The organism is Alsobacter soli (assembly GCF_003004785.1).
GTDB lineage: Bacteria > Pseudomonadota > Alphaproteobacteria > Rhizobiales > Beijerinckiaceae > Alsobacter > Alsobacter soli.
On record NZ_PVZS01000010.1, the window covers coordinates 132,156 to 157,776 of the forward strand.

General features: G+C 68.2%; 23 protein-coding genes. 13 read left to right on the forward strand and 10 right to left on the reverse strand.

What is annotated here, in order from left to right:
• Window positions 1-144: 144 nt before the first annotated feature.
• Window positions 145-1,749 carry a serine hydrolase gene (locus SLNSH_RS11140; RefSeq protein ID WP_106337034.1) on the reverse strand — a complete coding sequence of 535 codons (1,605 nt, stop codon included), beginning with the start codon at window positions 1,747-1,749 and terminating at the stop codon, window positions 145-147.
• Between the two features lie 241 nt (window positions 1,750-1,990).
• On the opposite strand from SLNSH_RS11140, the gene SLNSH_RS11145 reads away from it, so the two are divergent.
• Entirely contained in the window at window positions 1,991-2,890 is a 900-nt protein-coding gene (locus tag SLNSH_RS11145) for a DMT family transporter (protein ID WP_106337036.1), read from the forward strand.
• Between the two features lie 9 nt (window positions 2,891-2,899).
• On the opposite strand, the gene SLNSH_RS11150 is transcribed toward SLNSH_RS11145, so the two are convergent.
• Complete coding sequence (locus tag SLNSH_RS11150; protein ID WP_106337038.1) at window positions 2,900-3,331, reverse strand: hypothetical protein; 432 nt, start codon at window positions 3,329-3,331, stop codon at window positions 2,900-2,902.
• Window positions 3,332-3,516: 185 nt separating this feature from the next.
• Here SLNSH_RS11150 and SLNSH_RS11155 point away from each other — a divergent pair, with 185 nt between their 5' ends.
• A complete protein-coding gene (locus SLNSH_RS11155) occupies window positions 3,517-4,683 on the forward strand; it encodes an acetyl-CoA acetyltransferase (RefSeq protein WP_106337040.1) in 1,167 nt (388 codons plus the stop codon).
• A 40-nt stretch (window positions 4,684-4,723) separates the two neighbouring features.
• Here SLNSH_RS11155 and SLNSH_RS11160 read toward each other — a convergent pair whose 3' ends face one another.
• Window positions 4,724-4,990, reverse strand: a complete 267-nt coding sequence (locus tag SLNSH_RS11160) for a BolA family protein (protein ID WP_106337041.1) — start codon at window positions 4,988-4,990, stop codon at window positions 4,724-4,726.
• A gap of 126 nt (window positions 4,991-5,116) precedes the next feature.
• On the opposite strand from SLNSH_RS11160, the gene SLNSH_RS11165 reads away from it, so the two are divergent.
• From SLNSH_RS11165 to SLNSH_RS11180, 4 genes are all read left to right on the forward strand, one after another.
• Window positions 5,117-5,746: a J domain-containing protein gene (locus SLNSH_RS11165; protein ID WP_106337043.1), complete on the forward strand. Its 630-nt coding sequence runs from the start codon at window positions 5,117-5,119 to the stop codon at window positions 5,744-5,746.
• Window positions 5,747-5,914: 168 nt separating this feature from the next.
• The gene (gene cobS, locus SLNSH_RS11170; RefSeq protein ID WP_106337045.1) at window positions 5,915-6,901 is read left to right on the forward strand and encodes a cobaltochelatase subunit CobS; all 987 of its coding nucleotides are present in this window, start codon (window positions 5,915-5,917) and stop codon (window positions 6,899-6,901) included.
• A gap of 18 nt (window positions 6,902-6,919) precedes the next feature.
• On the forward strand, window positions 6,920-8,827 hold the full coding sequence (cobT, locus tag SLNSH_RS11175; protein ID WP_106337047.1) for a cobaltochelatase subunit CobT: 1,908 nt from the start codon (window positions 6,920-6,922) through the stop codon (window positions 8,825-8,827).
• Window positions 8,824-9,849, forward strand: a complete 1,026-nt coding sequence (locus tag SLNSH_RS11180; protein ID WP_106337049.1) for an esterase-like activity of phytase family protein — start codon at window positions 8,824-8,826, stop codon at window positions 9,847-9,849. Before cobT ends, SLNSH_RS11180 begins: the two co-directional genes overlap by 4 nt.
• Window positions 9,850-9,854: 5 nt before the next feature.
• On the opposite strand, the gene SLNSH_RS11185 is transcribed toward SLNSH_RS11180, so the two are convergent.
• Window positions 9,855-10,883: an ABC transporter substrate-binding protein gene (locus tag SLNSH_RS11185; RefSeq protein ID WP_106337051.1), complete on the reverse strand. Its 1,029-nt coding sequence runs from the start codon at window positions 10,881-10,883 to the stop codon at window positions 9,855-9,857.
• Window positions 10,884-11,135: 252 nt separating this feature from the next.
• On the opposite strand from SLNSH_RS11185, the gene SLNSH_RS11190 reads away from it, so the two are divergent.
• Window positions 11,136-12,134: a TerC family protein gene (locus SLNSH_RS11190; RefSeq protein ID WP_106337053.1), complete on the forward strand. Its 999-nt coding sequence runs from the start codon at window positions 11,136-11,138 to the stop codon at window positions 12,132-12,134.
• 10 nt (window positions 12,135-12,144) lie between these two features.
• Here SLNSH_RS11190 and SLNSH_RS11195 read toward each other — a convergent pair whose 3' ends face one another.
• The 5 genes from SLNSH_RS11195 to SLNSH_RS11215 all read right to left on the reverse strand — a co-directional run bounded on the left by SLNSH_RS11195 (window position 12,145) and on the right by SLNSH_RS11215 (window position 16,417).
• The gene (locus SLNSH_RS11195) at window positions 12,145-13,041 is read right to left on the reverse strand and encodes a DMT family transporter (RefSeq protein ID WP_106337054.1); all 897 of its coding nucleotides are present in this window, start codon (window positions 13,039-13,041) and stop codon (window positions 12,145-12,147) included.
• A 1-nt stretch (window position 13,042) separates the two neighbouring features.
• Window positions 13,043-13,447 carry an 8-oxo-dGTP diphosphatase MutT gene (gene mutT, locus SLNSH_RS11200; protein WP_245422250.1) on the reverse strand — a complete coding sequence of 135 codons (405 nt, stop codon included), beginning with the start codon at window positions 13,445-13,447 and terminating at the stop codon, window positions 13,043-13,045.
• A gap of 76 nt (window positions 13,448-13,523) precedes the next feature.
• Window positions 13,524-14,051 (reverse strand): peptidase associated/transthyretin-like domain-containing protein, encoded by a 528-nt coding sequence (locus SLNSH_RS11205; protein WP_106337058.1) that lies wholly within the window; start codon window positions 14,049-14,051, stop codon window positions 13,524-13,526.
• A 98-nt stretch (window positions 14,052-14,149) separates the two neighbouring features.
• Entirely contained in the window at window positions 14,150-15,391 is a 1,242-nt protein-coding gene (gene argJ / locus SLNSH_RS11210; RefSeq protein WP_106337059.1) for a bifunctional glutamate N-acetyltransferase/amino-acid acetyltransferase ArgJ, read from the reverse strand.
• A gap of 111 nt (window positions 15,392-15,502) precedes the next feature.
• Entirely contained in the window at window positions 15,503-16,417 is a 915-nt protein-coding gene (locus tag SLNSH_RS11215) for a peptidylprolyl isomerase (protein WP_106337140.1), read from the reverse strand.
• A 313-nt stretch (window positions 16,418-16,730) separates the two neighbouring features.
• On the opposite strand from SLNSH_RS11215, the gene secA reads away from it, so the two are divergent.
• Window positions 16,731-19,538, forward strand: coding sequence for a preprotein translocase subunit SecA (gene secA, locus SLNSH_RS11220; RefSeq protein ID WP_106337061.1), 2,808 nt, complete (start codon window positions 16,731-16,733; stop codon window positions 19,536-19,538).
• 167 nt (window positions 19,539-19,705) lie between these two features.
• A complete protein-coding gene (locus SLNSH_RS11225) occupies window positions 19,706-21,001 on the forward strand; it encodes a DUF2235 domain-containing protein (protein ID WP_106337063.1) in 1,296 nt (431 codons plus the stop codon).
• 25 nt (window positions 21,002-21,026) lie between these two features.
• Here the strand turns inward: SLNSH_RS11225 and SLNSH_RS11230 are convergent, their stop codons facing one another.
• Window positions 21,027-21,716: a GntR family transcriptional regulator gene (locus SLNSH_RS11230; RefSeq protein ID WP_196240239.1), complete on the reverse strand. Its 690-nt coding sequence runs from the start codon at window positions 21,714-21,716 to the stop codon at window positions 21,027-21,029.
• Between the two features lie 192 nt (window positions 21,717-21,908).
• Here SLNSH_RS11230 and SLNSH_RS11235 point away from each other — a divergent pair, with 192 nt between their 5' ends.
• The 4 genes from SLNSH_RS11235 (at window position 21,909) to SLNSH_RS11250 (ending at window position 25,588) form a co-directional block, all read left to right on the forward strand.
• Window positions 21,909-22,718, forward strand: coding sequence for an enoyl-CoA hydratase/isomerase family protein (locus tag SLNSH_RS11235; RefSeq protein WP_106337066.1), 810 nt, complete (start codon window positions 21,909-21,911; stop codon window positions 22,716-22,718).
• A 55-nt stretch (window positions 22,719-22,773) separates the two neighbouring features.
• The gene (locus tag SLNSH_RS11240) at window positions 22,774-23,997 is read left to right on the forward strand and encodes a CaiB/BaiF CoA transferase family protein (RefSeq protein ID WP_106337068.1); all 1,224 of its coding nucleotides are present in this window, start codon (window positions 22,774-22,776) and stop codon (window positions 23,995-23,997) included.
• A gap of 76 nt (window positions 23,998-24,073) precedes the next feature.
• Window positions 24,074-25,072, forward strand: a complete 999-nt coding sequence (locus tag SLNSH_RS11245; RefSeq protein WP_196240240.1) for a tripartite tricarboxylate transporter substrate binding protein — start codon at window positions 24,074-24,076, stop codon at window positions 25,070-25,072.
• Window positions 25,073-25,120: 48 nt separating this feature from the next.
• Window positions 25,121-25,588, forward strand: a complete 468-nt coding sequence (locus tag SLNSH_RS11250; protein ID WP_106337071.1) for a tripartite tricarboxylate transporter TctB family protein — start codon at window positions 25,121-25,123, stop codon at window positions 25,586-25,588.
• The last annotated feature ends 33 nt before the right edge of the window (window positions 25,589-25,621 follow it).

Consider the following 25,621-nt stretch of genomic DNA (forward strand, 5'->3'; position numbering starts at 1 on the left):
CGGCGGAGCGCCTTTCAGAGCCAGCGATGCGAAAGCACGTGCCGGACGGGAGAAAGCACGAGGGCGCTGAAAAGAAAAGCGGCCGCGCTTCGGTCCCGGAAAGGGACAAGCGCGACCGCTCGACAGGCTTGAGGGTCGACGTGATCACTCGGTGCTGGCGGGCTTCTTTCGTCGTGCCGGCGGCGCCTCGGCCGCCACCTTCTCCTTGTGCCCGGGCTTGGCCTTCGGCTCCGCCTTGGCCTTCACGGGCGTCTTGGCCTTGCTCTTCACCGGGATCTCCACGTGGACCCGGCCGTGCTTGCCGGCCGTGACCTTGCCTTCCAGCGCCTTGGCGGGCTCCGCCTCGCTGTTCAGGTCCACCGCCTTGGAGGCCACCGCCGGACGGCGCGGCACGGCGCCGTGCTTCGGCCCCGCCTTGGCCTTCACGCCGTGCGCGATCGCGCCGGCCTTCAGGGGCTTCACGTCCGCAGGCTTCACCTTGATGCCGGGCGCGGCTTCGGACGAGCCTTCCGCATAGGCGGCGGCGGTCTTGGGCGCGCCCTTCTCGACGGGCTTCTTGGCGACCATCACGGGCGTGAAGGAGGCGTTTGCGGCGACGGGGGCGGAGGCGGACCGCTCGTTCCGCCCGACATAGACCGGGACCACCTCGAGCGGGGCGCGAGGACCGAGGGTTCTCGGCCCAGCCGCCATGCCGCTCGGCTGCGACACGGCCGCAAGCGCCACCGGGGCCGAGCGGCCCTCCTCGTTGCCGGGCGGGGCCGACGCCTGGGTCTGCGGCTCGGCTTCCTCCTCGGACGCCGGGGCGCCCTTGCGGTGGACGCAGATGTCTTCTCGCATATTCGGCGGCGCGGCGACGGAAGACGCCGGCATGCTCTGCAGCGTGCCGCCGCCACCCCCGAACAGACCGGAGCCGAAGCCGCCGTTGAAGCCCTTGTCGAGGAACTGGGCCGCCTTCAGGGTGCGGTCGGTGCCGGACGAGGCGCCGAGCACCACCGCGATCAGCCGCTGGCCGTTGCGGTTGGCGACGGCGACCAGGTTGAAGCCTGACGGGCAGATGAAGCCCGTCTTCATGCCCTCGATGCCCTGGTAGCGCCCGATCAGGCCGTTGGTGTTCTTCATCACCCGGTTGCCGAGCTTCACCGAGCCGATGTGAAAAAAGCCCGCGTATTCGGGGAACTCCAGCAGCAGCGCCCGGGTCAGTATCGCGAGGTCGCGCGCGGAGGTCTGCTGCCCTTCGGCGAAGAGCCCGTTCGGGTTGACGAAGTGGCTCTCGTGCAGGCCCAGGCTGGCGGCCTCCTGGTTCATCATGGCGGCGAAATTGTCGACGGTGCCGCCCACGCCCTCCGCGATGACGACCGCCATGTCGTTGGCGGACTTCACCAACATGATCTTCATGGCGTTCTCGAGCGTGATCTCCATGCCCGGCTTGAGGCCCACCTTGGAGGGCGGCACGGACGTGGCGTTCTTGGAGATCGGGATCGGCGTATCGAACGAGATCTTGCCTTCCTTGACCTTCTTCAGCGTGACGTAGGTGGTCATCAGCTTCGTCACCGAGGCCGGGTACCACGGCATGGTGGCGTCCTCGGAGAACAGCACCCGACCCGTGGCCAGATCGGCCACCACGTAGGGCATGGCCGCCTGGGCGGCGGCCCCGGTCATCAGCAGCCCGGCGGCCCCAGCCACCAGGGCGCGGGCGCGCAGCCGAGAGACGGCGAAAAACAGGGAAACGCGGCGGACCACTCGTGTCATCAGATCGTTCCGGTTCTCGCCCGAGCGGGCGGGCCTAGGACAAACGTCAAAATGCAGCCGGCGATAATAGGACGTCGGCCGGAAATCGCTCTGGCGATCACGGCGCCCCGGAAGGCGGCCTGACGCTGACAATGATTCCTACCCCGCGCCCCGTGATTTGCCTAGCGCAGCCACAGGTGGTACCGGCCGATCATGGCCGGGTTCGGGCGGGCTCGGCTTTCGGACGAAAGGCGCTTCCCCCATGGCCTATCTGTGGATCGTCACGACGCTGGTCGCGGCGGTGGCGCAAACCGCGCGCAACGCCATGCAGCGGAGCCTGACCGAGACGCTGGGCACGGTCGGCGCCTCGCAGGTGCGGTTTCTGTATGGCTTCCCATTCGCGCTTGTCTTCCTCGCACTGGTGCTCGCTATTGGCGGCGGCGCATCGCCCGCGCCAACAGGCCGCTTCCTCCTTTGGGTGCTCGGCGGCGCCGTGGCCCAGATCCTCGCCACCGTGCTGATGCTGGCCGCCATGCGGGAACGCTCCTTCGCGGTGGCGACCGCCTACATCAAGACCGAGCCCGTCCAGGTGGCGGTGTTCGGCATCCTGGTTCTCGGGGATCCCATGAGCCTGGGCGCGGCTGTCGCGATCGTCGTGGCCACGGCCGGCGTCGTGCTGATGGCCGTGAAGCCGGGGAGCAGCTTCACGGCGGCCGGGACGCGCCCGGCCATCATGGGAATCGTGTCGGGCGCGTTCTTCGCCTTGTCGGCGATCGGCTTCCGCGGCGCGATCCTGGAGCTTGGCCAAGGGTCGTTCGTGCTGCGCTCGACCTATACGCTGGCCTGGTCGCTGGGCGTGCAGACCACGCTCCTTCTCCTGTGGCTCGGGGCCTTCAACCGGCGCGCGCTGGTCAAGATCGTCCGGGCCTGGCGTCCCTCCCTGCTCGCGGGGTTCGCGGGCGCGTTCGCGTCGCAGTTCTGGTTCCTGGGCTTCTCGCTCACGTCGGCCGCCAACGTGCGGACGCTGGCCCTGGTCGAGGTGCTGTTCGCGCAGGCGGTCTCCAAGCGGCTGTTCGATCAATCCACCAGCCCCCGCGAGATCGTCGGGATGACGCTGATCGTCGGCGGCGTCATCCTGCTGCTGTGGACCCACGGGGCCTGACCGCCATGCTCAGCGACGGCTGGCGTTGGACTGTTGCTGCCCAGTCGGGGCGTCGGCCTTCTGGCCGCCCGTGCCGTCCGTTTCCTCAACCTCGCGCACGCGGGCGGGATCCGTGGCCCTCTTGCTGACCGGCTCGCGGGTCTCGCTCCCGGGCGGGGGCGCCCCGGCCACGGACGCGCCCGCCATGTAGGAGGGCGGATCGCTGGCCGGGAAGGACATCTCCGACCCGGCGTCGACCAGTTCCTCGCGCCGCTCGCGCTGGTCATAGGCCTCGCAATAGCGCCTGTAGATCGCGTCGCTGTCCTGCGCGCTCACGCGATCCCCCTGCTGGCAGAGCAGCGTGACGAGGTCGTCCCGGTTGCGCTTGGGCAAGGCCGCCTGGGCGTCGCCCTGGCCGTGCCGCGCCGCCTCCTCGAGCAAAGTCGCCGTGTTCGCGGACATGGTTCTCCTCCTCCGTCTCTCGCGCCGACAACGCCGGCCGCAAGCGGGCCGTTCCGCCATGCCTTGGGCTGCGCCGTGGGCGCGCGCCCGCGCGTTCGCGCACGCGAGCCTTGCGAGCGCGCGCCTTGCGAAGGGCGCGCGCCGGGGCCATTGTCTGCGCGGAAACGCGAGGGAGCACCGCCAAGATGACCGCCTGTATCGTGGGCTGGGCCCATACCCCGTTCGGCAAGCAGGACGCCGAGAGCGTCGAGAGCCTGATCGTGCGGGTCACCAACGAGGCCCTGGAGCACGCCGGGGTGGAGGCGGGCGACGTCGACGAGATCGTGCTCGGCCACTACAACGCGGGCTTCTCGCAGCAGGACTTCACGGCCTCGCTGGTGCTGCAGGCGGACGACGCCCTGCGCTTCAAGCCGACGACCCGTGTCGAGAACGCCTGCGCGACCGGCTCGGCCGCGGTCCACACGGCGATGAAGAGCATCGAGGCCAAGCAGGCGCGCGTCGTCCTCGTCGTGGGCGTCGAGCAGATGACCAGGACGCCCCCGGCGGACATTGGCCGCTACCTCCTCAAGGCTTCCTACCTGCCGGAGGACGGCGACACCCCGGCGGGCTTCGCCGGCGTATTCGGCCAGATCGCCGCGGCCTACTTCCAGCGGCACGGCGACCAATCCGACGCCCTGGCGATGATCGCCGCCAAGAACCACAAGAACGGGGTCTCCAATCCCTACGCGCAGATGCGCAAGGACCTGGGCGTCGAGTTCTGCCGGCAGGAGAGCGAGAAGAACCCCTACGTGGCCGGCCCGCTGAAGCGGACCGACTGCTCGCTGGTGTCCGACGGCGCCGCCGCGGTCGTGCTGGCCGACGTCGAGACGGCGCTGAAGATGAACCGGGCCATCGCGTTCCGGGCCGCCTCCCACGTGCAGGATTTCCTGCCCATGTCGAAGCGCGACATCCTGAAGTTCGACGGCTGCGCCGAGGCCTGGCGCCGGGCGCTCGCCCAGGCGGGCGTCACGCTCGACCACCTCTCCTTCGTCGAGACGCACGACTGCTTCACGATCGCGGAGCTGCTGGAATACGAGGCGATGGGCCTCGCCCCCGAGGGCCGCGGCGCTGTCGCCATCAAGGAGGGGTGGACCCAGAAGGACGGCCGCCTGCCGGTGAACCCCTCCGGGGGGCTCAAGGCGAAGGGTCACCCCATCGGCGCCACCGGCGTCTCCATGCACGCGCTGACGGCCATGCAACTCGCCGGCGAGGCGGGGGACATGCAGATTCCCGCGGCCACGCTCGGCGGCATCTTCAACATGGGAGGAGCGGCCGTGGCCAACTACGTGAGCATCCTGGAGCGGCTTCGCTAGGCCACTCTCACGCTACCCGCTCGCAAGCGCCGGGGGAGGGCTACTCCCCCGGCGCTTTCGCGTTCACGGCCAGGGCATGAACCCGGCCGGCCAGTTCCTCCGCCAGGATGGCGTTGACCATCCGGTGGCGCTCCACGCGGCTCTTGCCGATGAAGGCGGGGGACACCACTTTGACGGAGAAGTGAGTTTCGCCGCCCTCGCGCCACCCGCCGTGGCCGATGTGTCGGTCCGACTCGTCGATGACCTCGAGTTCGGTCGGCGCCAGCGCCTCCCTGAGTTTGACGGCCATCACATCCCTGACGCTCATCGCTCAGCCTTTCGAAACGCGTTCGCGCGTTGTTTTGTGGCCGCCGCGCCGCGGCCCTCGGCGATCCGGGCCGCGCTGTCGCACCCGGCTTGCCCCGATCGTCCGACACCTCATAATGACGCCGCCATGAATCTCAACTCGCCCATCTTCGACAAGATTCGCAGCCGTCCCCGCCGCGCCGAAGCGGCGCAGCCGAAGGCCGCGGGCTCGAATGGCCCGCGGTGCGACCATCCGGGATGCCAGGCCCTGGGCGAGCACCGCGCCCCCAAGGGCCGGCTGCACGAGGGCGAGTACTTCCGGTTCTGCATGGAGCACGTCCGCGAGTACAACGCCTCCTACAACTACTTCGCGGGCATGTCCGACGAGGCGGTCGCCAAGTACCAGAAGGAGGCCCTCGTCGGGCATCGCCCGACCTGGTCCATGGGGGTCAAGAACGGCGGCGCCCAACAGGCCAGCCCCGCCGGCGAAGCCGAATTCCACTACGAGGATCCGCTCGGCGTGTTCCGAGCCGCCGGGTTCGCGGGCCGGGCCCAGGCGGAGGCTCCCCGCCGGCCCGGCGTGGGTCCGCTGGCGCGCAAAGCCTATGACACCCTGGGCCTGGACGAGACGGCGGAGCCCGCCGCCGTGAAGGCCCGCTACAAGGAGCTTGTGAAGCAGGTCCATCCTGACGCGAACGGCGGGGACCGGTCGCTGGAGGACCGGTTGCGCGAGATCATCAACGCCTACAACACCCTCAAGGCGGCCGGCCGCGCCTGACCCGGGTCGAGACCGGAATGGCCGCTCCGCGCGGCGCGCATGAGCGCGCATCGAGGGTTGGGCTTGCGCGAATTGCCTCTGGGCGCGCCAGCCTCTAAACAAGTTTCTGGTCCGGGCTGACCGCCGGGACCGCGGGGCTCGCGCCCCGTGTTTCGTCTGTGAGGATCCATGTCTGCCACGACTGCATTGGCGCCGGGGCTGCCGGACACGACGGTGTCCGTGCGTAAGCTGTTCGGCCTCGACCTCGATATGGAGGTGCCCGCCTACTCCGAGCCGGACGCCCATGTTCCCGACCTCGACCCGGACTACCTGTTCGACCGGGACACCACGCTGGCCATCCTGGCAGGCTTCGCACGCAACCGCCGCGTGATGGTCACGGGTTACCACGGCACCGGCAAGTCGACCCACATCGAGCAGGTGGCCGCCCGCCTCAACTGGCCCTGCATCCGCATCAACCTGGACAGCCACGTCTCCCGCCTCGACCTCGTGGGCAAGGACGCCATCGTCCTGCGCGAAGGCAAGCAGGTGACGGAGTTCCAGGACGGCATCCTGCCCTGGGCGCTGCAGAACAACATCGCGCTGGTGTTCGACGAATACGACGCCGGCCGCCCCGACGTGATGTTCGTGATCCAGCGCGTGCTGGAGGTCTCGGGCAAGCTGACGCTGCTCGACCAGAAGCGCGTCATCAGGCCCCATCCGGCGTTCCGCCTGTTCGCGACCGCCAACACGGTCGGGCTCGGCGACACCTCGGGCCTGTATCACGGCACGCAGCAGATCAACCAAGGCCAGATGGACCGCTGGTCCATCGTCACCACGCTCAACTACCTGCCCCACGACAAGGAAGTCGACATCGTGCTGGCCAAGGCCAAGCACTACACGGGCAAGGAAGGGCGCGACATCGTCAACAAGATGGTGCGCGTGGCGGACCTCACCCGCAACGCCTTCATCAACGGCGACCTGTCCACCGTGATGAGCCCGCGCACGGTGATCACCTGGGCCGAGAACGCCGACATCTTCAAGGACCTCGGCTTTGCGTTCCGGATCACCTTCCTGAACAAGTGCGACGAGCTGGAGCGCCCGCTGGTCGCCGAGTTCTACCAGCGCTGCTTTGGGCAGGACCTGCCCGAGAGCGCCGTCAACGTGGCGCTGAGCTAAACCGACCGCCGGATCCGCATGAGCTCGTCGAACCGCAAGCCCGCCCAGCCGAAGGAAGCCCCCGCCGAGCCTTTCAAGCGCTCGGTGGCCGGCTGCCTGCGGGCCATCGCCAAGACGCCGGAGCTGGAGGTGACCTTCGCGTCCGACCGACCGGCGCTCACAGGCGAGCGCGCGCGGCTGGCTGAGCCCCCTCGCAAGATGAGCGCCGCGGACGCCGCGATCGTTCGCGGCCAGGCGGACTCGATGGCCCTCAGGCTGGCCTGCCATGACGCGGTCGTCCACCGGCGGCTCGCGCCGGAAGGCCAGCAGGCCCGCGCGGTGTTCGACGCGGTGGAGCAGTCGCGCGTGGAGTCGATCGGCTCCAACCGGATGGCTGGCGTCGCCTCAAACATCACCGCGATGCTGGAGGACCGCTACCACCGGGGCGCCTATCACGAGGTCACCGACCGGGCCGACGCCCCGCTCGAAGACGCGGTCGCCATGATCGTGCGCGAGCGGCTCACCGGGTTGAAGCCGCCGCCCGCCGCGCAGAAGATCGTCGACCTGTGGCGACCCTGGGTTGAGGAGAAGGCGGGCAAGGACCTCGACAAGCTCGCCTCCAACCTGGAGGACCAGCGCCACTTCGCCCGCTCCGTGCGCGAGATGCTGGCGAGCCTGGACATGGCCGAGGACTCCAGCCTCGACCCGGAGGACTCGGAGGAAGACGAGGAATCCAACGAGCAGAGCCAGGACAAAGAGCAGCAGGAAGGCGAGTCCGAGGAGCAGTCCGCCGCCGAGCGCGCCGAGATGGAGCGCTCCGAAGAGGCGACCGAGGAGATGGAGGAGGGCCAGTCGGAGACGTCCGAAGGCCCGACGGGCGAGATGCCCGACGACATGGACGAAGCGGAAGGCGAAGAGCCGTCCGAGGCCTGGCGGCCGCCGGTCTCCAACACCCGCGAGTCACGCGGTCCGGACTACAAGGCCTTCACCACCAAGTTCGACGAGATGATCGAGGCCGAGGAGCTCTGCGACCCGGAGGAGCTCGCCCGCCTGCGCAGCTACCTCGACAAGCAGCTCAGCCACTTGCAGGGCGTGGTGGCGCGCCTGGCCCACAGGCTGCAGCGCCGCCTCATGGCGCAGCAGAACCGGGCCTGGGAGTTCGACCTCGAGGAAGGCGCGCTCGATCCGGCGCGACTGCCCCGTATCATCATCGATCCGTTCCAGCCGCTTTCGTTCAAGCGCGAGAAGGACACCAACTTCCGCGACACCGTCGTCACCCTGCTGATCGACAATTCCGGCTCCATGCGGGGCCGCCCCATCACGGTGGCGGCCACCTGCGCTGACATCCTGGCCCGCACGCTGGAGCGCTGCGGGGTCAAGACCGAGATCCTCGGCTTCACGACCCGAGCCTGGAAGGGCGGCCAGTCCCGCGAGCAGTGGCTCCAGGCGGGCAAGCCGGCCAACCCGGGCCGACTGAACGACCTGCGCCACATCATCTACAAGGGCGCGGACGCGCCGTGGCGGCGCGCGCGCAAGAACCTTGGCCTGATGATGCGCGAGGGCCTGCTCAAGGAGAACATCGACGGCGAGGCGCTGGACTGGGCGCACAAGCGCCTGCTGGCCCGGCCGGAGCAGCGTAAGATCCTCATGATGATCTCGGACGGCGCGCCCGTCGACGACTCCACCCTGTCGGTGAACCCGGGGAACTACCTGGAGCGCCACCTGCGCTGGATCATCGAGGAGATCGAGACCCGCTCGCCGGTCGAGCTGATCGCCATCGGCATCGGCCATGACGTGACCCGCTACTACCGCCGCGCCGTCACCATCGTGGACGCGGAGGAACTCGGCGGCGCCATGACCGAGAAGCTGGCGGAGCTCTTCGACGAGAACGCCACGCCCCCGAAGCAGGTCGCCTCGCCCCGGCGCGCGGCCGGCGCCCGCGGATGAAGCTGAGCCGTCGTGCTTTCGGCCGCGGCCTGCTGGCCGCCGCCGCCCTGGGATCCGGGCCGGCGCTGGCCGGATCAGGGCCGCCCAGCGGCCCCCTGGCTCCCAACGGAGTGACCGTCAAGGCCCGACCTGTCGATCAGTTCGACATCATGGACCGGGAGCTCCGGCGGTTCGGCGGCCTGGAGTTCATTGGCGGCCTCGACCTGGACAGCGACAGCCCGCATTTCGGCGGCTGGTCCGGCCTGTCGGTTTCAGCCGACGGCCAGCGCCTGCTGGCCCTGAGCGATGTCGGCGGATGGCTCTCCGCCAGGATCGCCTACACGGAACAGACCCCGACGGGGCTGACCGACGCGGTGATCGCCCCCGTGCTGGGCGCCGACGGCGTTCCGCTCTGGCGCACGCCCAGCTGGGACTGCGAGAGCCTCTGCGTGCACGAGGGCGTGGCCTACATCGGCATCGAGCGGGTTCACGAGGTCCGCCGCTTCGAGATCGGGCGGGACGGACTCGCCGCCCGGGGCCAGATCGTGCCTGCGCCGCCCGCCGTGAAGACGCTGCCGGAAAATCGCAGTCTCGAGGCGATCGGCGTCGCGACGGGCGGCGCGATCGCAGGCTCGCTGGTGGTCATCGCCGAGCGGGCGGTGCGGGGCGCGGAGGCGCCGACCAAGGGCTGGATCCTCACCGGTCCTCAACGCGGCGAGTTCGCGGTCGCGCGCCACGACGACTTCGACATCACGGACCTCGCCTTCCTGCCCGGCGGCGACATGCTCCTGCTGGAGCGGCGCTTCAACTGGATCGACGGCGTCGGCATGCGCATCCGCCGCGTAGCGCGGGACGAGCTTCGGCCGGGAGCCGTCCTGGACGGGCCGGCCCTGATCCAGGCCGACATGCGCCAGCACATCGACAACATGGAAGGGCTCGCCGTGCACGCCGCGCCCGACGGCGGCCTCGTGCTGACCCTGATCTCCGACGACAATTTCTCGTTTCTGCAGCGCACGACGCTGCTGCAGTTCCGGCTCGTCTGAAGCGATCAGTCGATCCGCCTGTCCTCGGGATCGGGCAGGAACTCGCCCGTAAAAACGTCAGCCACCTGGGGCTTCTGCCTGAAGCCGAAGGCCAATCCGATCTGCTCGATGGCTCGTGCGAACCGGGCCGGATCGACGCCGCCCCAGCCATTCTCCCTGACCCAGGGCGTGACATGGACCGTCTGGACGGCGCGCAAAAGGCGCTCGTTCTCGACCTCGCGCCGGAGTTGCTCGTTTCGGCGCAGGGCGGCGTCAACGGCGGCCGCCGGATCCGCCACGGCGTCCCGCATGCCGCGGGACAGCGCGCGCAGGAAGGCCCGCAGCGCATCAGGATTCTCGCGCGCGAAGGCGCCTGTCGCCAGCACGGCGTCGCCGTAGAGCTGCAGCCCGGCGTCCCGCATGGCCAGCACGACGAGGTCGTCCGCAGGCACGCCGCGGCTCCTCAGGACGACGGGCGTGGACACCGCCGAGCCGAACACCGCATCCAGCTCGCCCGAGGCCAACATGGGCTCCCGCACGGCCAGTCCCACGCTCTCGATGCGCGCCGCTGCGGCCTCCAGTTTGGCCAAGGCGCGATAGACGGGCCACTGGGCCGCCGCACCATCCGCCGAGGAAGCCCCGATCACCTTTCCGGCCAGGCTCGAGGGGTCCTCCGAGAGGCCCCGGCTCTTTCGCCCAATCACGGCGAAGGGCGGCGCGTCCTGAAGCATGAACACGGCCTTGAGATCCACGGCCGGGTTCTCGTCCCTCATCCTGATCAGGGTATTGATGTCGCCAACCCCGAGGTGGTGATCCCCGGCGGCGAGGCGCGCGACCGCGTCGCGGGACCCTGTCCCAGGTTCGAGCGACACGTCCAGGTTCTCGGCGCGGAAGTAACCCCGCTCCTGCGCGAGCAGGAAGGGCGCGCCGAGGACGTCGATCCGCCCATCCAGCAGCACGCGCACGGCGGTCTGGGCGCCCGCCGGAGCGGCCGAGACCAGCGCGAGCAGGACCGCTCCAAGCGTGACCGCGCGGGCGAGGGCATGAACCACCATACGACAGTCTCCGTGGCGGCAGGCGTGGCCTGGCGCGGCGGCGTGTCAGCAACGATCTCGCTTGCTGTTATGCCCGCGCGCCGAACGGCGCGCCAGCGGGGCGAGGGTCTCCGGGGCCGCCTTGCCGCCAAGGGGCCTTGAACGGGCGCGGGCGCCACACCACCTCACCTGCGGCGACCGGGCCCCTCTGGCGAGAGTCCGACCCTCTCGTGATGTCGGCGCCACCGTTGAACCGTCAACAGTGGGCCCGACATGCTGGACATCCTGACTCTTCCCCTGCTCGCCAAGCCGCTCTGGATGTGGGCGGCGTTCGCCGGCCTCGTCATCGCGCTGCTGGCCTTCGACCTCGGCGTCCTGCACACGAAATCCAAGGAGATCTCGGTTCGCGAGAGCCTCCTGCTTTCCGCGTTCTACATCGCCATGGGCGTCGCCTTCGGCGGCTGGGTGTGGTGGCAGATCTCGCCCCAGGCCGGCCTCGAATACCTGACCGGCTATGTCATCGAGAAAAGCCTCTCGATGGACAACATCTTCGTCATGGCGATGATCTTCGGCTATTTCGGCATTCCGCGCGCCTATCAGCACCGGGTGCTGTTCTGGGGCATTCTGGCGGTCATCATCCTGCGCGGGCTCATGATCGGCCTGGGCGCCGCACTGGTGCAGCAGTTCTCCTGGGTGCTGTACATCTTCGCCGCCTTCCTGGTGGGCACCGGCGTCAAGATGCTCTGGGCGGCCGACAAGGCCTATGACGTGGAGTCCAATCCGCTGCTGCGCTTCATGCGCCGGCGCTTCCGGGTGACGGACGGCTTGCGTGGCGAGCGCTTCCTCGTGCGCGAGCACGATCCGGCGTCGGGCAAGCGCGTCCTGAGCCTCACGCCGCTCTTTCTCGTCCTGGTGCTGGTCAACGTTGCGGACGTGATCTTCGCGGTCGACTCCGTGCCGGCGATCTTCGCGATCACCACGGATCCCTACATCGTGTTCACGTCAAACATCTTCGCGATCCTGGGCCTGCGCGCGCTCTACTTCGCGCTCGCCGCCATGATCGACCGCTTCGCCTACCTCAAATACGCGCTGGCGACGGTGCTGATCTTCATCGGCTCGAAGATCGTGGTCGCGGACATGCTCGGCGTCGCCAAGATCCCGCCCTCCATCTCGCTGGGCGTGACCTTCGCGATCCTCGGCGCCGGCATCGGCTGGTCCCTGTGGAAGACCCGGGCCGGCCAGCCCGCCCGGGCGGACGAGCTGGCGGCCTAAGCGCGCGCCCTCAGCCCGCTTCGGGGCGCGGGGCGGTGGACACGACCCACACGCCGGCCAGGATGATCCCTGCGCCGGCGATGTCGCGGAGATTGACGGTTTCGTCCAGGAAGAGCACCGCCATCAGGGTGGCCCAGACGGGCAGAAGATAGCCGATCATGGCCGCCTTGGTGGGCCCAGCGCTACGGATCAGGGTCATGAAGATCGTGATTGGCACGGCCGTGGCGACCAGGCCAAGGGCCAGAAGAGAGGGCCAGTGCGCCGCCATCTGGGCGCCGGCCTGTTGGCGGGCGAAAGCAAGCGCCAGGGTGGTCGCGGCGAGAGCCGAGATCGTCTGCTGGCCGAGGGCCATGCGGGCGGGCTCCACGTGGCGGACCGTCTTGGCGTAGACGTTGCCGACCGCGTAGCTCAGCGAAACGCCCACCATGGCGGCCACTCCGAGCGCGCCGCCATCGACGTCGAGGAAGGCCTTCGGGCCGATGAGCACGCCCATTCCCACGAAACCGATAATGACACCGAGGACGCGCCGCGGTGTCAGCCGCTCGTCCACGAAGCAGAAATGGGCGAGCACGGCCACCATCAGGGGGCCGGAGGCCTGGATCATGGAGCTCAGGCCCGCCGGGATCTGGGCCAGCGCGTAAGCGGTCAGCACGTTCGGCAGCCATCCGTTGAGCGTGCCCAGCAGGACCCATGGGGCAGCCTCATCGCGCCGCGGCAGCGGGCTCTGTCCCCTCAGCAGGAACCAGGCGGCCAGCGCGAGCGCGGCGATGGCGGCCCGGCTCGCGGCCGTCACGAAAGGATGGGTGGTCCCGACCAGCTTCATGAACAGGAAGCCGGACGACCACAGGAGCGAGCAGGCCAGAAGCCGCCCGATCACGGTCGCGCTGGAGGGCGCCGACGGTTCCACCTCAGCCGCCGAGCAGGTCGACGAGCGGCGGGATCAACGGCTCGTCCGCCGGCGGCATCGCGTAGTCCCGCAGCTTGTTCGGCCGGACCCACTTGAGCGCCTGGTGCTCCTTCTGGATCACCTGGCCTTCCCACCGCTTGCAGATCCACAGCGGCATAAGCAGCTGGAACGTCTCGTAGGTGTGGCTGGCGAAGGTCAGCGGCGCGAGGCACGCCTCCTTGACGGTGATGCCGAGCTCCTCGTGGAGCTCGCGGATCAGCGTCTCCTCGGGCCGCTCGCCAGGCTCGACCTTGCCGCCGGGGAACTCCCACAGGCCGGCCAGCTGCTTTCCCTCCGGGCGCTGGGCGATCAGCACGCGCCGGTCGGCGTCGACGAGGGCGCAGGCGGCGACAAGGACGAGCTTCACGGGACTCTCCGAGAAAAACGGGCCGCCGCTTATAGAACGGGCCCCGCCGGTCCGCAGCTTCTTTGTCCATCCTTCGCTACTTGCCGGACAGCACGACGTCGGCTGTTTCCTCCTCTCCCTTGACGGTGACCTCGTCGTAGACGGCCCCGCCATGGGGCAGGATCTCGTCCTTCGGCGTCCAAGTGAGGGAGGAGGAGACGAAATAGCGGCCCGGCTTGACGTTCTCGAAACGGAAAGAACCGTCCTTGTGGGCCTTCAGCTTGCGCATCAGTTCGGAGAAGCGCGGGTCCGGCGGCGGGGCGTTGTTGCCCCACACGGCGCTGTTGTAGCGACCTTCGCCGAACAAGCGCTTGAAGCGCTCCTCGGCGTAGGGCGTGGCCGGGATCAGGTAGACCCACTCGCCGCCCGCTGTGACAAAGCTCCCCGATGGCTTCCGCAAAAAGGCGCTGCCCTTGATCGTGGCCATTCCGGGCTCCAGCTGCGCCTTGGCCTTGGCGGCCATCGCGTCGTCGAAGGCGGTGTCCAGAGGTTGGTAGGTGACGCAGGCGGAAAGGCCCGCGCATACGGTCGCCGAAAGGGCGAGCCGCGCAAACAACGCAACCATGAAAAAGGCTCCGTCACGAGAAACGGCCGGAGCCTAGCATCGTCACCAGACGGGAAAACCGACCGCGGCGCGCGCAACCTGTTGCCCGCACGCGCTGGTCAGCTCCGGTAATCGCCGTTGATCTCGACGTATTCCTTCGTGAGATCGCAGGTCCACACCTTGGCCTTGCCGTTGCCGAGGCCGATGTCGACGCGGATGTCGATGTCCTGCCCCTTCATGTACTCGGACACGGTGGCCTCGTCGTAGTCGCCATCGCGAGCGCCGTTGACGGCGACGCGGTGCGGGCCAAACCAGATGGCGAGGCGGTCGCGGTCGGCCGGCTCGCCGGCCTTGCCGACGGCCATCACCACGCGGCCCCAGTTGGCGTCTGCGCCGGCCACCGCCGTCTTCACCAGGGGCGAGTCGGCGATGGACTTGGCGATGCGCTTGGCGGAGGTCGCGCTCACCGCCCCCTCGACCGTCACGCCGATGAAGTGGCGGGCGCCCTCGCCGTCCTTCACCACCTGATGGGCGAGGTCGAGCAGCACGGTGTCGAGCGCCTTGCGGAAGCCGGCGAGGCGGCGGTCCGAGGCCTCCGTGACGCGGGGGCAGCCGCGCGCCTCGGCCGCGCCCGTGGCGAACAGCATCAGGGTGTCGGACGTGGAGGTGTCGCTGTCCACCGTGATGGCGTTGAACGAGGTCTTCACCGACCGCGACAGCATCGCCTGCAGCGCCTCGGCTGCGATCGGCGCGTCCGTGAAGATGAAGGACAGCATGGTGGCCATGTCGGGCGCGATCATGCCGGCGCCCTTGGCGATGCCGTTGATCGTGACCTCCACGCCCCCAATGGTCGCCTTGGCGGTGGCGCCCTTGGGGTAGGTGTCGGTGGTCATGATGGCCTTGGCGGGCTCGATCCACGGCCCCTCGGCGGCGCGGGCGGCGCACTCGTCCAGCACGCCGCCGAACTTGGTGGCGTCGAGCGGCTCGCCGATCACGCCCGTGGAGGCCAGGAAGATCTCGCTCGGCTTGCAGCCCAGCGCCTTGGCGGCGATGTCGGCCGTGAGCTTCACGGCCTCGGCGCCGGTCTTGCCCGTGAAGGCGTTGGCGTTGCCGGAGTTCACCACGAGGCCCCGCGCCACGCCGCCCGGCAGCGCCTTGCGGCACCAGTCCACCGGGGCGGAGGGGCACTTGGAGCGCGTGTAGACGCCCGCCGCCGCCGTGCCCTCGGCCAGCTTCAGCAGCAGCACGTCCGTGCGGCCCTTGTATCGGATGCCGGCCGCCGCCGTCGCGAAGGTGACGCCCGCGATGGGCGGCAGGTCGGGAAACCGTTCGGGAGCGAGCGGGGAAACGGCGGTCGCCATGGCGATCCTCGGCAGTCGGTCAGGAGAGTGGAAGGAGCCGCGCGGACGCACGGCCGGCAGGGGCAAGAAAAAGCCGGGGGAGAAAGCCCCCGGCTCCGAAATTCGAAACGGTCAGTTCTTCTTCGGCTCCGCCGGCTTGGCGGCGTCGGCCGGCTTGGCCGGATCAGCGGGGGCCGGGGCCGCGGGCTTGTCGAGCCGCTCGACCTTGCCCTTGGAGCGCAGCGCCATGACGATGTCCGTCTGCGCCTTGCGGGTCAGGTACTGCTGGATCTGGTCCTTGACCTCGTCATAGGGCGGGACCGCCTTGGTGCGCTTCTCCTCGACCTTGATGACGTGCCAGCCGAACTGGCTCTTCACCGGGTCGGACACCTGTCCGGGCTCTAGCTTGAACGCCGCTTCGGCGAACTCGGGCACCATGCGGTCCTTGGTGAACCAGCCCAGGTCGCCTCCCTCCTTGCCCGAACCCGGGTCCTTGGAGAGTTCCTCGGCCACCTTGGCGAAGTCGTCGCCCTTCTTCAGGCGCGCCTCGACGGCCTTGGCCTGGTCCTCGGTCTCCACCAGGATGTGGCGAGCGTGAACCTCCGGCTCGGGCTTCAGGTCCTTCACGGTGTCGTTATAGAGGGCCTTCATCTTGTCTTCGGTGACGGCCTTCTTGGCTTCCTGGCCGAGATACTCGTCCAGCATCAGCTTGTCGCGCTGGTAGGCGGCGCGGGCGGCGAACTCGGGCGAAGAGTCCACCTTGGCCTGCGCGGCGGCGCGGGCGCCGAGCTTCAGGTCGGCGAGATAGCCGACGAGGTAATCGCGCTTGGCCGGCTCCGGCATCTGCGGCATGCTGCCGCCCAGGTCCTCTGCCGCGAGATCGAGGTCCTTCTCGGTGATCTTCAGGCCGTCCACGGTGGCGACGACCTTGTCCTTGTCGCCGGAGGCGGCGGTCTGCGCCGAGGCGGCGCCCCAGCCGAGCCCAAGCGCCACGGCCGCCGTGGCGAGGATCAGGGCGGGGCGACCAAGTGTCTTCGTGTCGATCATGAGCGTTTGGATCCGGTTCGGCGCGCGCGAGCGCAAGGTCAAAGCGCGTTCGAGGCGCATGAGTGGAGCAAGGCGGCCCGCCTTGCAAGACGTGTTTGGCGTGTACAGTCGCGCCCCTTTGAAAAACGGGGATCGCGGCGCCATGTAGGCGAAGGCGCGACCGTTGGCGGGCGTCGCGCGTTTCCCTTGGCGCAGGGCCGATTACGGCCGTGCGTCCCGACCCGGATGGCGCTATAAGCCCCTCCGACAATTTCCTCCTCGGCGCCTGGCCCCGGGCCAGCCGCGCCGCCTTTCGACGTGAGAAGGGTTCTCGATGTTCGGCGCACTTGCCAAAAAGGTGTTCGGTTCGGCCAACGACCGCCGGCTCAAGACGTATCGGCCGAAGATCGCCGCCATCAACGCCCTCGAGCTCGAAGTCGCCGCCCTCACCGACGAGCAGCTGCGCGCCCGCACGGACGAGTTCAAGAGCCAGCTCGCCGAGGGCAAGACGCTCGACGACATCCTCCCGGCGGCCTTCGCGACGGTGCGCGAGGCGGCCAAGCGCGTGCTCGGCCAGCGCCACTTCGACGTGCAGCTCATCGGCGGCATGGTGCTTCACGAAGGCTCGATCGCCGAGATGAAGACCGGCGAAGGCAAGACGCTCGTCGCCACGCTGCCGACCTACCTGAACGCGCTCGCCGGCAAGGGCGTGCATGTGGTCACGGTGAACGACTACCTCGCCCGCCGCGACGCCGAGTGGATGGGCCAGGTCTACCGCTTCCTGGGCCTCTCGGTCGGCATCATCGTGCATGGCCTGGACGATGTGCAGCGCGCCGAGGCCTACGCGTGCGACATCACCTACGGCACGAACAACGAGTTCGGCTTCGACTACCTGCGCGACAACATGAAATACGAGCTGAACCAGATGGTTCAGCGCGGGCACCACTTCGCCATCGTGGACGAGGTGGACTCGATCCTGGTGGACGAGGCGCGCACGCCGCTCATCATTTCCGGTCCGCTGGACGACCGTTCCGACCTCTACAACGCCATCGACAAGCTTCTGCCGCGGCTCGTGCCGGGCGACTACGAGGTGGACGAAAAGCAACGCGCCGTGTCCCTGACCGAGCAGGGCAACGAGCATATCGAGCAGTTGCTGGAAGAGTCGGGCCTCCTCAAGGAGGGCTCGCTCTACGACGCCGCCAACGCGACGCTGGTGCATCACGTCAACCAGGCGCTGCGCGCACATACGCTGTTCCAGCGCGACAAGGACTACATCGTGCGCAACGGCGAGGTCGTCATTATCGACGAGTTCACCGGCCGCATGATGCCGGGCCGTCGCTATTCGGAAGGCCTGCACCAGGCCCTGGAGGCCAAGGAGCACGTCCAGGTCCAGCCCGAGAACCAGACGCTCGCCTCCATCACGTTCCAGAACTATTTCCGCCTGTACAAGAAGCTCGCCGGCATGACCGGCACGGCGGCCACCGAGGCGGACGAGTTCCTCGACATCTACAAGCTCGAGGTGGTCGAGATCCCGACCAATATCGGCGTCAACCGCATTGACGAGGACGACGAGGTCTACCGCACCCAGGCCGAGAAGCTGAAGGCCATCGTGCGCGAGATCGAAGCGGCCGCCGACAAGGGCCAGCCCATCCTGGTCGGCACGACGTCGATCGAGAAGTCCGAGCAGCTGGCCGAGTTCATGCAGCAGCAGGGCTACACGCTGATCGACTTCACCAGCCCGAACGCGCTCGATCCGCTCTACAAGGCGGCGCGGGACGGCAAGCCGTCCAAGACCTTCGCGGTGCTGAACGCCCGCTTCCACGAGCAGGAGGCCTTCATCGTCGCCCAGGCGGGCGTGCCGGGCGCGGTGACGATCGCCACCAACATGGCCGGCCGCGGCACGGACATCCAGCTCGGCGGCAACGCCGACATGCGCATCCGCCACGAGCTCGTGCAGATGCCGGAGGGCTCCGAGCGGGACGAGAAGATCGCCGCCATCAAGGCCGAAGTGGCCGAGCTCAAGCAGAAGGCGCTCTCTGCCGGCGGCCTCTACGTGGTCGGCACGGAGCGCCACGAGAGCCGGCGCATCGACAACCAGCTGCGCGGCCGCTCTGGCCGCCAGGGCGACCCGGGCCGGTCCAAGTTCTACCTGTCGCTCCAGGACGACCTGATGCGCATCTTCGGGTCCGAGCGCATGGACGGCATGCTGCAGAAGCTCGGGCTCAAGGAGGATGAGGCGATCATCCATCCGTGGATCAACAAGGCCATCGAGAAGGCGCAGCAGAAGGTCGAAGCCCGCAACTTCGACATGCGCAAGAACATCCTGAAGTACGACGACGTGATGAACGACCAGCGCAAGGTGGTGTTCGAGCAGCGTCGCGAGTTCATGGCGGAAGAGAGCGTCCGGGCCACCATCGACGACATGCGCCACGGCGTGGTGGACGACCTGGTGGCCAAGCACATCCCGGAGGGCGCCTATCCCGAGCAGTGGGACATCGCCGGCCTGGACGATGACGTGCAGCGCCTGCTCAACCTCGACGTGCCGGTCGCGGACTGGGCCAAGGAAGAAGGCATCGCCGACGAGGAGATGCGCGAGCGCCTCAAGGCGGCGGCCGACGAGGCCTATGCGGAGCGGGTCGAGAAGAACACCCAGGAGGTGATGACCTATGTGGAGAAGCAGGTGCTTCTCCAGATGCTCGACCACCTCTGGCGCGAGCACCTGGTCACCCTCGACCACCTGCGGCAGGTGATCGGCTGGCGCTCCATGGCCCAGCGCGATCCGCTCAACGAGTACAAGCAGGAGGCCTTCGAGCTCTTCGACGGCCTGATCACCCACCTGCGCGAGCAGGTGACGGCGCAGTTGATGCGCATCGAGGTGATGTTCCAGCAGCCCGAGGCGGCGCAGGAGCTGCCGCCCATGCAGGCCACGCACATCAACCCGCTCACGGGCGAGAACGAAATGGCCCCCATGGACGCCACGACCCGCGCGGCGGCCCAGCTCGGCATCAGCGCCGACGCGGTCGTGCCGCCCGAGCAGCGCGACCCGAACGATCCCTCCACGTGGGGGCGCGTGGGCCGCAACGAGGCCTGCCCCTGCGGCTCGGGCAAGAAGTACAAGCACTGCCACGGGCAGTTCGTCTGACGCCGCGACTTGCGTCGCGCTGGCCGGGCCTGACCCGAGCAACCAAAAGGGCCGCGCGAGCGGCCCTTTTTTCTTGCCTGCTCGCAGGCGTGACGTCGTTCACACCCCTCCTGCGTCTTTGGACATCTACTGGCGAAGCGCACCCAGGAGAGTAGTATCGAGGCGCCATGGCCAGAAACATCGTGATCTGCTCCGACGGCACTGGAAACGAGATCAGCGAGAACATCTCGAACGTTCTCAAGCTTTACCGCGTCACTCGGAAGACCGACCGCACCGAACCCCGGCAGCTGGTCTTCTATGATCCGGGCGTCGGAACACTGGCCCGGCCCGACCCGTGGAACACCCTGAAGCAGAACACCGCGATGGTGATGGGGCTCGCCTTCGGCTACGGGCTCGATGACAACGTGCTGGCCGCATGCGAATTCCTGATCGACAACTGGGAGCGTGGCGACCAGATCTACCTTTTCGGGTTCAGCCGCGGCGCCTATACGGTCCGCGTCCTGGCCGCCCTGATCCACACGGTCGGCCTGCTGTCGCGGGAGCAGAAGCACCTGAGCGGGGCAGCCCTCACCACCTACAAGCAGACGAGCGCGGCGGCGCAGCGCGCCACCCAGGACCTGGTCGCCGCATCCGGCGCCGCCGACGCTCTCGCGCCGGACGACCGGGCCTCGCAATTCGCTCGGATCACATCGACGCGCTGGCCGACGATCCGGTTCATGGGGGTGTGGGACACCGTCGCAAGCATCATCACGCCGCGGCCGGACCGGTTCTTTCTGTTCAGCCTCGAGGAGCTGCTGTTCACCCGCAGCAACCCGAGCGTCGCCGCTTTCAGACAAGCCATTTCGATCGACGAACGGCGCCGCATGTTCCGGCTGCACCCCTGGGAGCCAGGGCAGATGTTTCGCGCCAACCGCTTTGTCGCGACCGCATATGACAAGCCCCAGGACTCCGACCAGGTCTGGTTCGCGGGGGTGCATGCCGATGTCGGAGGCGGCTATCCGGAAGCAGAGAGCGGCCTGTCGAAGTATCCCCTGCTCTGGATGATCAGGGAGGCCGAAAAGCACGGCCTCAGCGTGAACCCGCAGACGGTCAACCACCTCGTCCTGGGCAAACGACGCAAGGGCAGCCCCTACACGTATGTGGAGCCGAGCCCCTTGGGGGAGTTCCATCAGTCCCTCCGGGGCGCATGGGTTCCTCTCGAGTACGCGCCGAAGAACGACCGCTACAAGGAATGGAAGGCCAGGCCGTCTTTCCTCGGCTACTACATCCCGGACGGAGAGCCCCGCTTCATCCCTCCGGGATCACGCATTCACTGGTCTGCGGTCGAGAGACTCCGGCGCGACCCGGGCTACAGGCCCGTGAATTTTCCGCCAGACGGCTCATTCGTGGAGGTCGGCAGGGAGCAGGCCATCGAAAGCCAGATGGGCGCGGAGGCCAGCGCGCCCGATCTCGACCAGCATTGAGTTACGAGGAGCGGTCGCTCGCCGATCATCCTTCCCCGGCCGCTCGCGTGCGCGCCTTCCGGTTGCGCGTTGTTTGCTCGGCGTCGGCCGCGAAGCCGGCGCGCTCCGTTTCCTCGCGCTTGTGACGCAAGTGTCGCCCCAGGAGGTACGCCAAGGCGCGGCTGTCGCGCCGGACAAGGGCGTTGAGGATGGCCTCGTGCTCAAGCACCGCGAGCGCCCAGTGCTCGGGCGACATGGGCGCAACGAAGCGGGCGCGCCGGATGCGGGCCGTCACCGATTGATAGAGGCCGGCAAGAACGGCGTTGTCCGCCGCCGCGACGATCAACTCGTGGATGGTCCGGTTGCACCGGTAGTAGGCGGCGAGGTCGCCCGCCTTGTGATGCTCCACCATCGCATGGTGCGCCGCCGCGATCTCCGCAAGCTGGGCCTCCGTGATGCGCTCGCAGGCGAGTTCGCCGGCCTTGGCCTCGAGCCCCTCCACCACTTCGAACAGATCCGCGACGTCCTTTCGCGTGAGCTTCGCCGCGCGCGCGCCCTTGTGGGGCAACAGCACGATGGTGCCCTCGGACGCGAGCACCTTGAGGGCTTCTCGGAGCGGCGTGCGCGAGATGCCGAAGCGGGCGCACAGCTCCCGCTCGTCGATCCGGGCGCCCGGAGGGATCTGCCCCTCGACCAGCATGTTGCGCAGGTTCGCGACGAGTTCTTCGTGCAGCATGATCACTCCGAGAGCCGCGACGCGCTGAATGCAAAAGAAGCCAACAGGGACAACTCCGGGTAGATTTTGGCTTGCGCTGGTGGAAGATTGCATTCAACCTTAGCGCATATCGCCGCGCAAGACGGCGGCATGGAGGAAGCGCGCTCGACGGTCGCGGAGACGGCCGGAGAAGCCCTAAGCCGAGGACGCCTGATGACGGACAGCGCACGCGCAGCTGGGGCCGACACCCAAGAATTGCTTTACGAGGTCCGCGATGGCATCGCCCGCGTGACCTTCAACCGCCCCGAGGCGCGCAACGCCTTCACGTTCGCCATGTACGAGAAGCTCGCCTGGGTCTGCGAGCAGGTGGACGCCGATCGTTCGATCCGCGCCATGATCGTGACAGGCGCAGGCGACAAGGCCTTCGCGGCCGGCACCGACATCTCGCAGTTCCGGGCCTTCTCGACCCCGGAGGACGCGCTGGCGTACGAAGCCCGGATCGACAGGGTGCTGGGAGCGCTCGAACGGTGCCGCGTACCCGTAATCGCAGCCATCGTGGGCGCCTGCACCGGGGGCGGGGCGGGAATCGCGTCACGCTGCGACATCCGGATCGGCGCCGCCAACGCGCGGTTCGGCTTCCCGATCGCGCGGACGCTCGGCAACTGCCTGTCCATCGCGAACCTGTCGCGCCTCGCCCAGCTCATCGGCCCGGCCCGGGTGAAGGACATCGTCTTCACGGCACGCCTGGTCGAAGCGCAGGAGGCCTTGCAGATCGGGCTCATTTCCGAAGTGCACGACACGCCGGAAGCTGTCCGCCAGCGCGCGGAAGAGCTCGCGACGCTGATGGCGGGCCACGCGCCGCTCACCATGCAGGCCACCAAGGAGGGCCTGCGGCGGATCGCCGAGCACAACGCCCCGGCTGAAGGCAAGGACCTGATCCTGATGTGCTACATGAGCCAGGACTTCCGCGAGGGCATGGACGCGTTTCTGAACAAGCGCCCACCCCGCTTCAGGGGCGAATGAGGCGTCGAGCGCCCCGCCCGAAAACCAGCCCCTCCATTCAGAAGAAGAGACCAGCATGGGTCCCCTCAGCGGACTGAAAGTCCTCGATCTCACGCATGTCATGGCCGGCCCGACCTGCACGCTGATGCTGGCCGACATGGGCGCGGACGTCATCAAGATCGAAAAGAACCCCGACGGCGACGACACCCGCCGCTCCGTGCCCCCGAAGATCGGCGACGAAGCCGCCGCCTTCATGATGATGAACCGCAACAAGCGCGGCCTCGTCCTCGACCTGAAGACGCCCGGAGGCAAGGAGGTGCTGCGGCGCCTGGTGAAGACCGCGGACGTGCTGGTCGAGAACTTCGCGCCGGGGGCCATGGCGCGCCTGGGCCTGTCCTACGAGGACCTGAAGGCCGAGAACCCGGGGCTTATCTATTGCTCCCTGTCGGGCTTCGGGCGGACCGGCCCCTACAAGGACCGGCGGGGCTTCGATCTCGTCGCCCAGGCCATGAGCGGCATCATGAGCTTCACCGGCGAGGCGGGCGGCCCCCCGGCCAAGTGCGGGCCGCCGCTCTCCGACATCACGGCCGGCATTCTCGCGGCCATGGGCATCCTCGCCGCTTATGCGCACCGCCTGAAGACCGGCGAGGGCCAGTGGGTCGAGACCTCGCTGTTCGAAGCCGCGCTGGTGCAGACCTACTGGCAATCGGCCATTGCGCTCGCGACGGGGGTCGCTCCCAAGGCGATGGGATCCGGCCACCCGCTCAACGCGCCCTACCAGGCCTTCCGGGGCAGCGACCGCTGGTTTGTGGTCGGCGGCGCCAACCAGCGCAACTGGATGCGCATGCTCGAGGCCATCGGCGCGCTCCCCTTGGCGGATGATCCCCGGTTCCGCACCAACCCAGACCGCATGAAGAACCTCCCCGAGCTCGAAGCCGAGCTGAGCAAGGTCTTCGAAGCGAAGCCGGCGGACCACTGGCTCTCCCTGCTCGACGCCGCCGGCGTGCCCTGTGGGCCGGTGCTCGACACCCTGCAGGCGCTCTCAGACCCGCAGACCATCGCTCGCAAGATGCTTGTCGAGGTGGAACACTCCACACTGGGGCCGGTGAAGACGTTGGGCCTGCCGGTGAAGTTCTCGAATACGCCCGGCGGCGTTCGCAAGGGAGCCCCGGTCTTCGGCGAAGACACGCGGGATATTCTCGCCGAAGCCGGATACGGCGCCGAAGAAATCGCGTCGCTCGAAAGCGAGGGCGCCGTGGTGGCGGCGAACCTGCCGCAACGAGCCTCGACCGGCCTCTAGAGGCCTTCCGGGGCGCGAAGCTCACCAACCCAAACAAAAAAGAAACTTGGGACGGAAACGCTGGAGGAGAATGCCGATGTCGACGTCACTGGTGCGAGCCACGCTGCTCGCTGGGGCCGCCCTGATCGGAACGGGCTGGGTCCAGGCCTATGCCTGGGAGCCCACGAAGCCGATCGAGTTCATCGCCACCGCCGGACCCGGCGGCGGAACGGACAACCTGGCCCGGGTGGTCCAAAGCGCCATCACGAAGAACAAGCTGCTCGACCAGCCCATCGTGGTTTCGAACAAAGGCGGGGGCAGCGGCGCCGAAGGGTATGTGTATGGCAAGTCCCAGTCCGGCGACCCCTACAAGGTGATCTTCGGGACTTCGAACGCCTGGACCCAGCCGCTCGTCTCCAAGGTCTCGTTCAAGCATACGGACCTCACGCCCATCGCTGCGGTAGCCTCGGATGAATTCCTGCTCTGGGTGAAGCAGGACGCGCCGTTCAAGACCGCCAAGGACTATGTGGAGGCGGCCAAGTCCGGCGACTTCAAGATGGCCGGCGCCCAGTCCAAGGACACGGACGAGACCTTGACCCGCATGATCGAGAAGGCGGCGGGGATCAAGCTCACCTATGTGCCCTTCAAGAGCGGCAGCGAGGCGGCCGTGCAACTCGCCGGCGGGCATGTGACGTCCCACGTCAACAACCCCTCCGAGAGCATCGGCCAATGGCGCGGCGGGACCCAGCGCCCGCTGTGCGTGTTCAATTCGAAGCGCCTGCCCGAAGGACCGAAGATCACGGCGACAGAGAGCTGGCACGACATCCCGACCTGCGTGGAGAGCGGGCTCAACGTGCCGCTCTACAACCAGCCCCGCACGATCTGGCTGCCCGGCGGCGTGACGCCTGAACAGGTCGCCTATTACGTCGACCTGCTCAAGAAGGTGCAGCAGACTCCCGAGTGGAAGGAATACATCGAGCGGAGCTCGCAAACGAGCGAGTTCGTGACGGGCGACGCGTTCAAGGCCTTCATGAACGAGGACTTCGAGCGCAACAAGAAGGTCGCCGCCGAGCAGGGCTGGCTCGTCAGCAACTGACCCGAACGGGGCGGCGACGCGGTCGCCGCCCTCCGCGGAGGCCACACGATGTTGACCCGGCGTCATTTCGAGATTCTGACCAGCGGCATCACCCTCGCCTTTGGCCTGGCGATCGTGGTTTCGAGCTACGACGTTGGAAGCGGCTGGACCCAGGGCGAAGTCCAGTCCGGGACCTTCCCGATGCTGGCCGGAGCGCTGGTGCTGGCGGGCAGCCTGTACAACCTCGCCCAGGCCTGGATCGGGCCGAATCCGATCCTGGCCAGCCGCGGGGAGTTGCGCCGGGCCGCGGGCCTTTTCCTCCCCGCGCTGGCCTTCGTGGCGCTGATCCCCTTCATCGGGATCTATGTCGCCGGGGTCGCCTACCTGCTCTGGTCGCTGCGCGTCCAGCACGGCATGGGCTGGGCCAAGGCCTGGCTGATCGCGATCGTCGCGATGGTCTCCCTCTACTTCGTGTTCGAACAGACCTTCCAGGTCCTCCTGCCGCATGGCTGGCTCGGCGCCGCCATCGGCTTCTGAGCTCGGCGTCGCCGCCCATCCCAGGACATCGCC

Coding starts and splice junctions, on each gene's coding strand:
- SLNSH_RS11225 (WP_106337063.1), top strand. CDS start 19,706: ATGGCCAGAAACATCGTGATCTGCTCCGACGGCACTGGAAACGAGATC.
- argJ (WP_106337059.1), bottom strand. CDS start 15,391: ATGGCGACCGCCGTTTCCCCGCTCGCTCCCGAACGGTTTCCCGACCTG.
- SLNSH_RS11240 (WP_106337068.1), top strand. CDS start 22,774: ATGGGTCCCCTCAGCGGACTGAAAGTCCTCGATCTCACGCATGTCATG.
- SLNSH_RS11230 (WP_196240239.1), bottom strand. CDS start 21,716: ATGCTGCACGAAGAACTCGTCGCGAACCTGCGCAACATGCTGGTCGAG.
- SLNSH_RS11150 (WP_106337038.1), bottom strand. CDS start 3,331: ATGTCCGCGAACACGGCGACTTTGCTCGAGGAGGCGGCGCGGCACGGC.
- SLNSH_RS11215 (WP_106337140.1), bottom strand. CDS start 16,417: ATGATCGACACGAAGACACTTGGTCGCCCCGCCCTGATCCTCGCCACG.
- SLNSH_RS11250 (WP_106337071.1), top strand. CDS start 25,121: ATGTTGACCCGGCGTCATTTCGAGATTCTGACCAGCGGCATCACCCTC.
- SLNSH_RS11180 (WP_106337049.1), top strand. CDS start 8,824: ATGAAGCTGAGCCGTCGTGCTTTCGGCCGCGGCCTGCTGGCCGCCGCC.
- SLNSH_RS11155 (WP_106337040.1), top strand. CDS start 3,517: ATGACCGCCTGTATCGTGGGCTGGGCCCATACCCCGTTCGGCAAGCAG.
- SLNSH_RS11235 (WP_106337066.1), top strand. CDS start 21,909: ATGACGGACAGCGCACGCGCAGCTGGGGCCGACACCCAAGAATTGCTT.
- SLNSH_RS11245 (WP_196240240.1), top strand. CDS start 24,074: ATGTCGACGTCACTGGTGCGAGCCACGCTGCTCGCTGGGGCCGCCCTG.
- cobT (WP_106337047.1), top strand. CDS start 6,920: ATGAGCTCGTCGAACCGCAAGCCCGCCCAGCCGAAGGAAGCCCCCGCC.
- SLNSH_RS11165 (WP_106337043.1), top strand. CDS start 5,117: ATGAATCTCAACTCGCCCATCTTCGACAAGATTCGCAGCCGTCCCCGC.
- secA (WP_106337061.1), top strand. CDS start 16,731: ATGTTCGGCGCACTTGCCAAAAAGGTGTTCGGTTCGGCCAACGACCGC.
- SLNSH_RS11160 (WP_106337041.1), bottom strand. CDS start 4,990: ATGAGCGTCAGGGATGTGATGGCCGTCAAACTCAGGGAGGCGCTGGCG.
- SLNSH_RS11190 (WP_106337053.1), top strand. CDS start 11,136: ATGCTGGACATCCTGACTCTTCCCCTGCTCGCCAAGCCGCTCTGGATG.
- SLNSH_RS11205 (WP_106337058.1), bottom strand. CDS start 14,051: ATGGTTGCGTTGTTTGCGCGGCTCGCCCTTTCGGCGACCGTATGCGCG.
- cobS (WP_106337045.1), top strand. CDS start 5,915: ATGTCTGCCACGACTGCATTGGCGCCGGGGCTGCCGGACACGACGGTG.
- SLNSH_RS11185 (WP_106337051.1), bottom strand. CDS start 10,883: ATGGTGGTTCATGCCCTCGCCCGCGCGGTCACGCTTGGAGCGGTCCTG.
- SLNSH_RS11145 (WP_106337036.1), top strand. CDS start 1,991: ATGGCCTATCTGTGGATCGTCACGACGCTGGTCGCGGCGGTGGCGCAA.
- SLNSH_RS11140 (WP_106337034.1), bottom strand. CDS start 1,749: ATGACACGAGTGGTCCGCCGCGTTTCCCTGTTTTTCGCCGTCTCTCGG.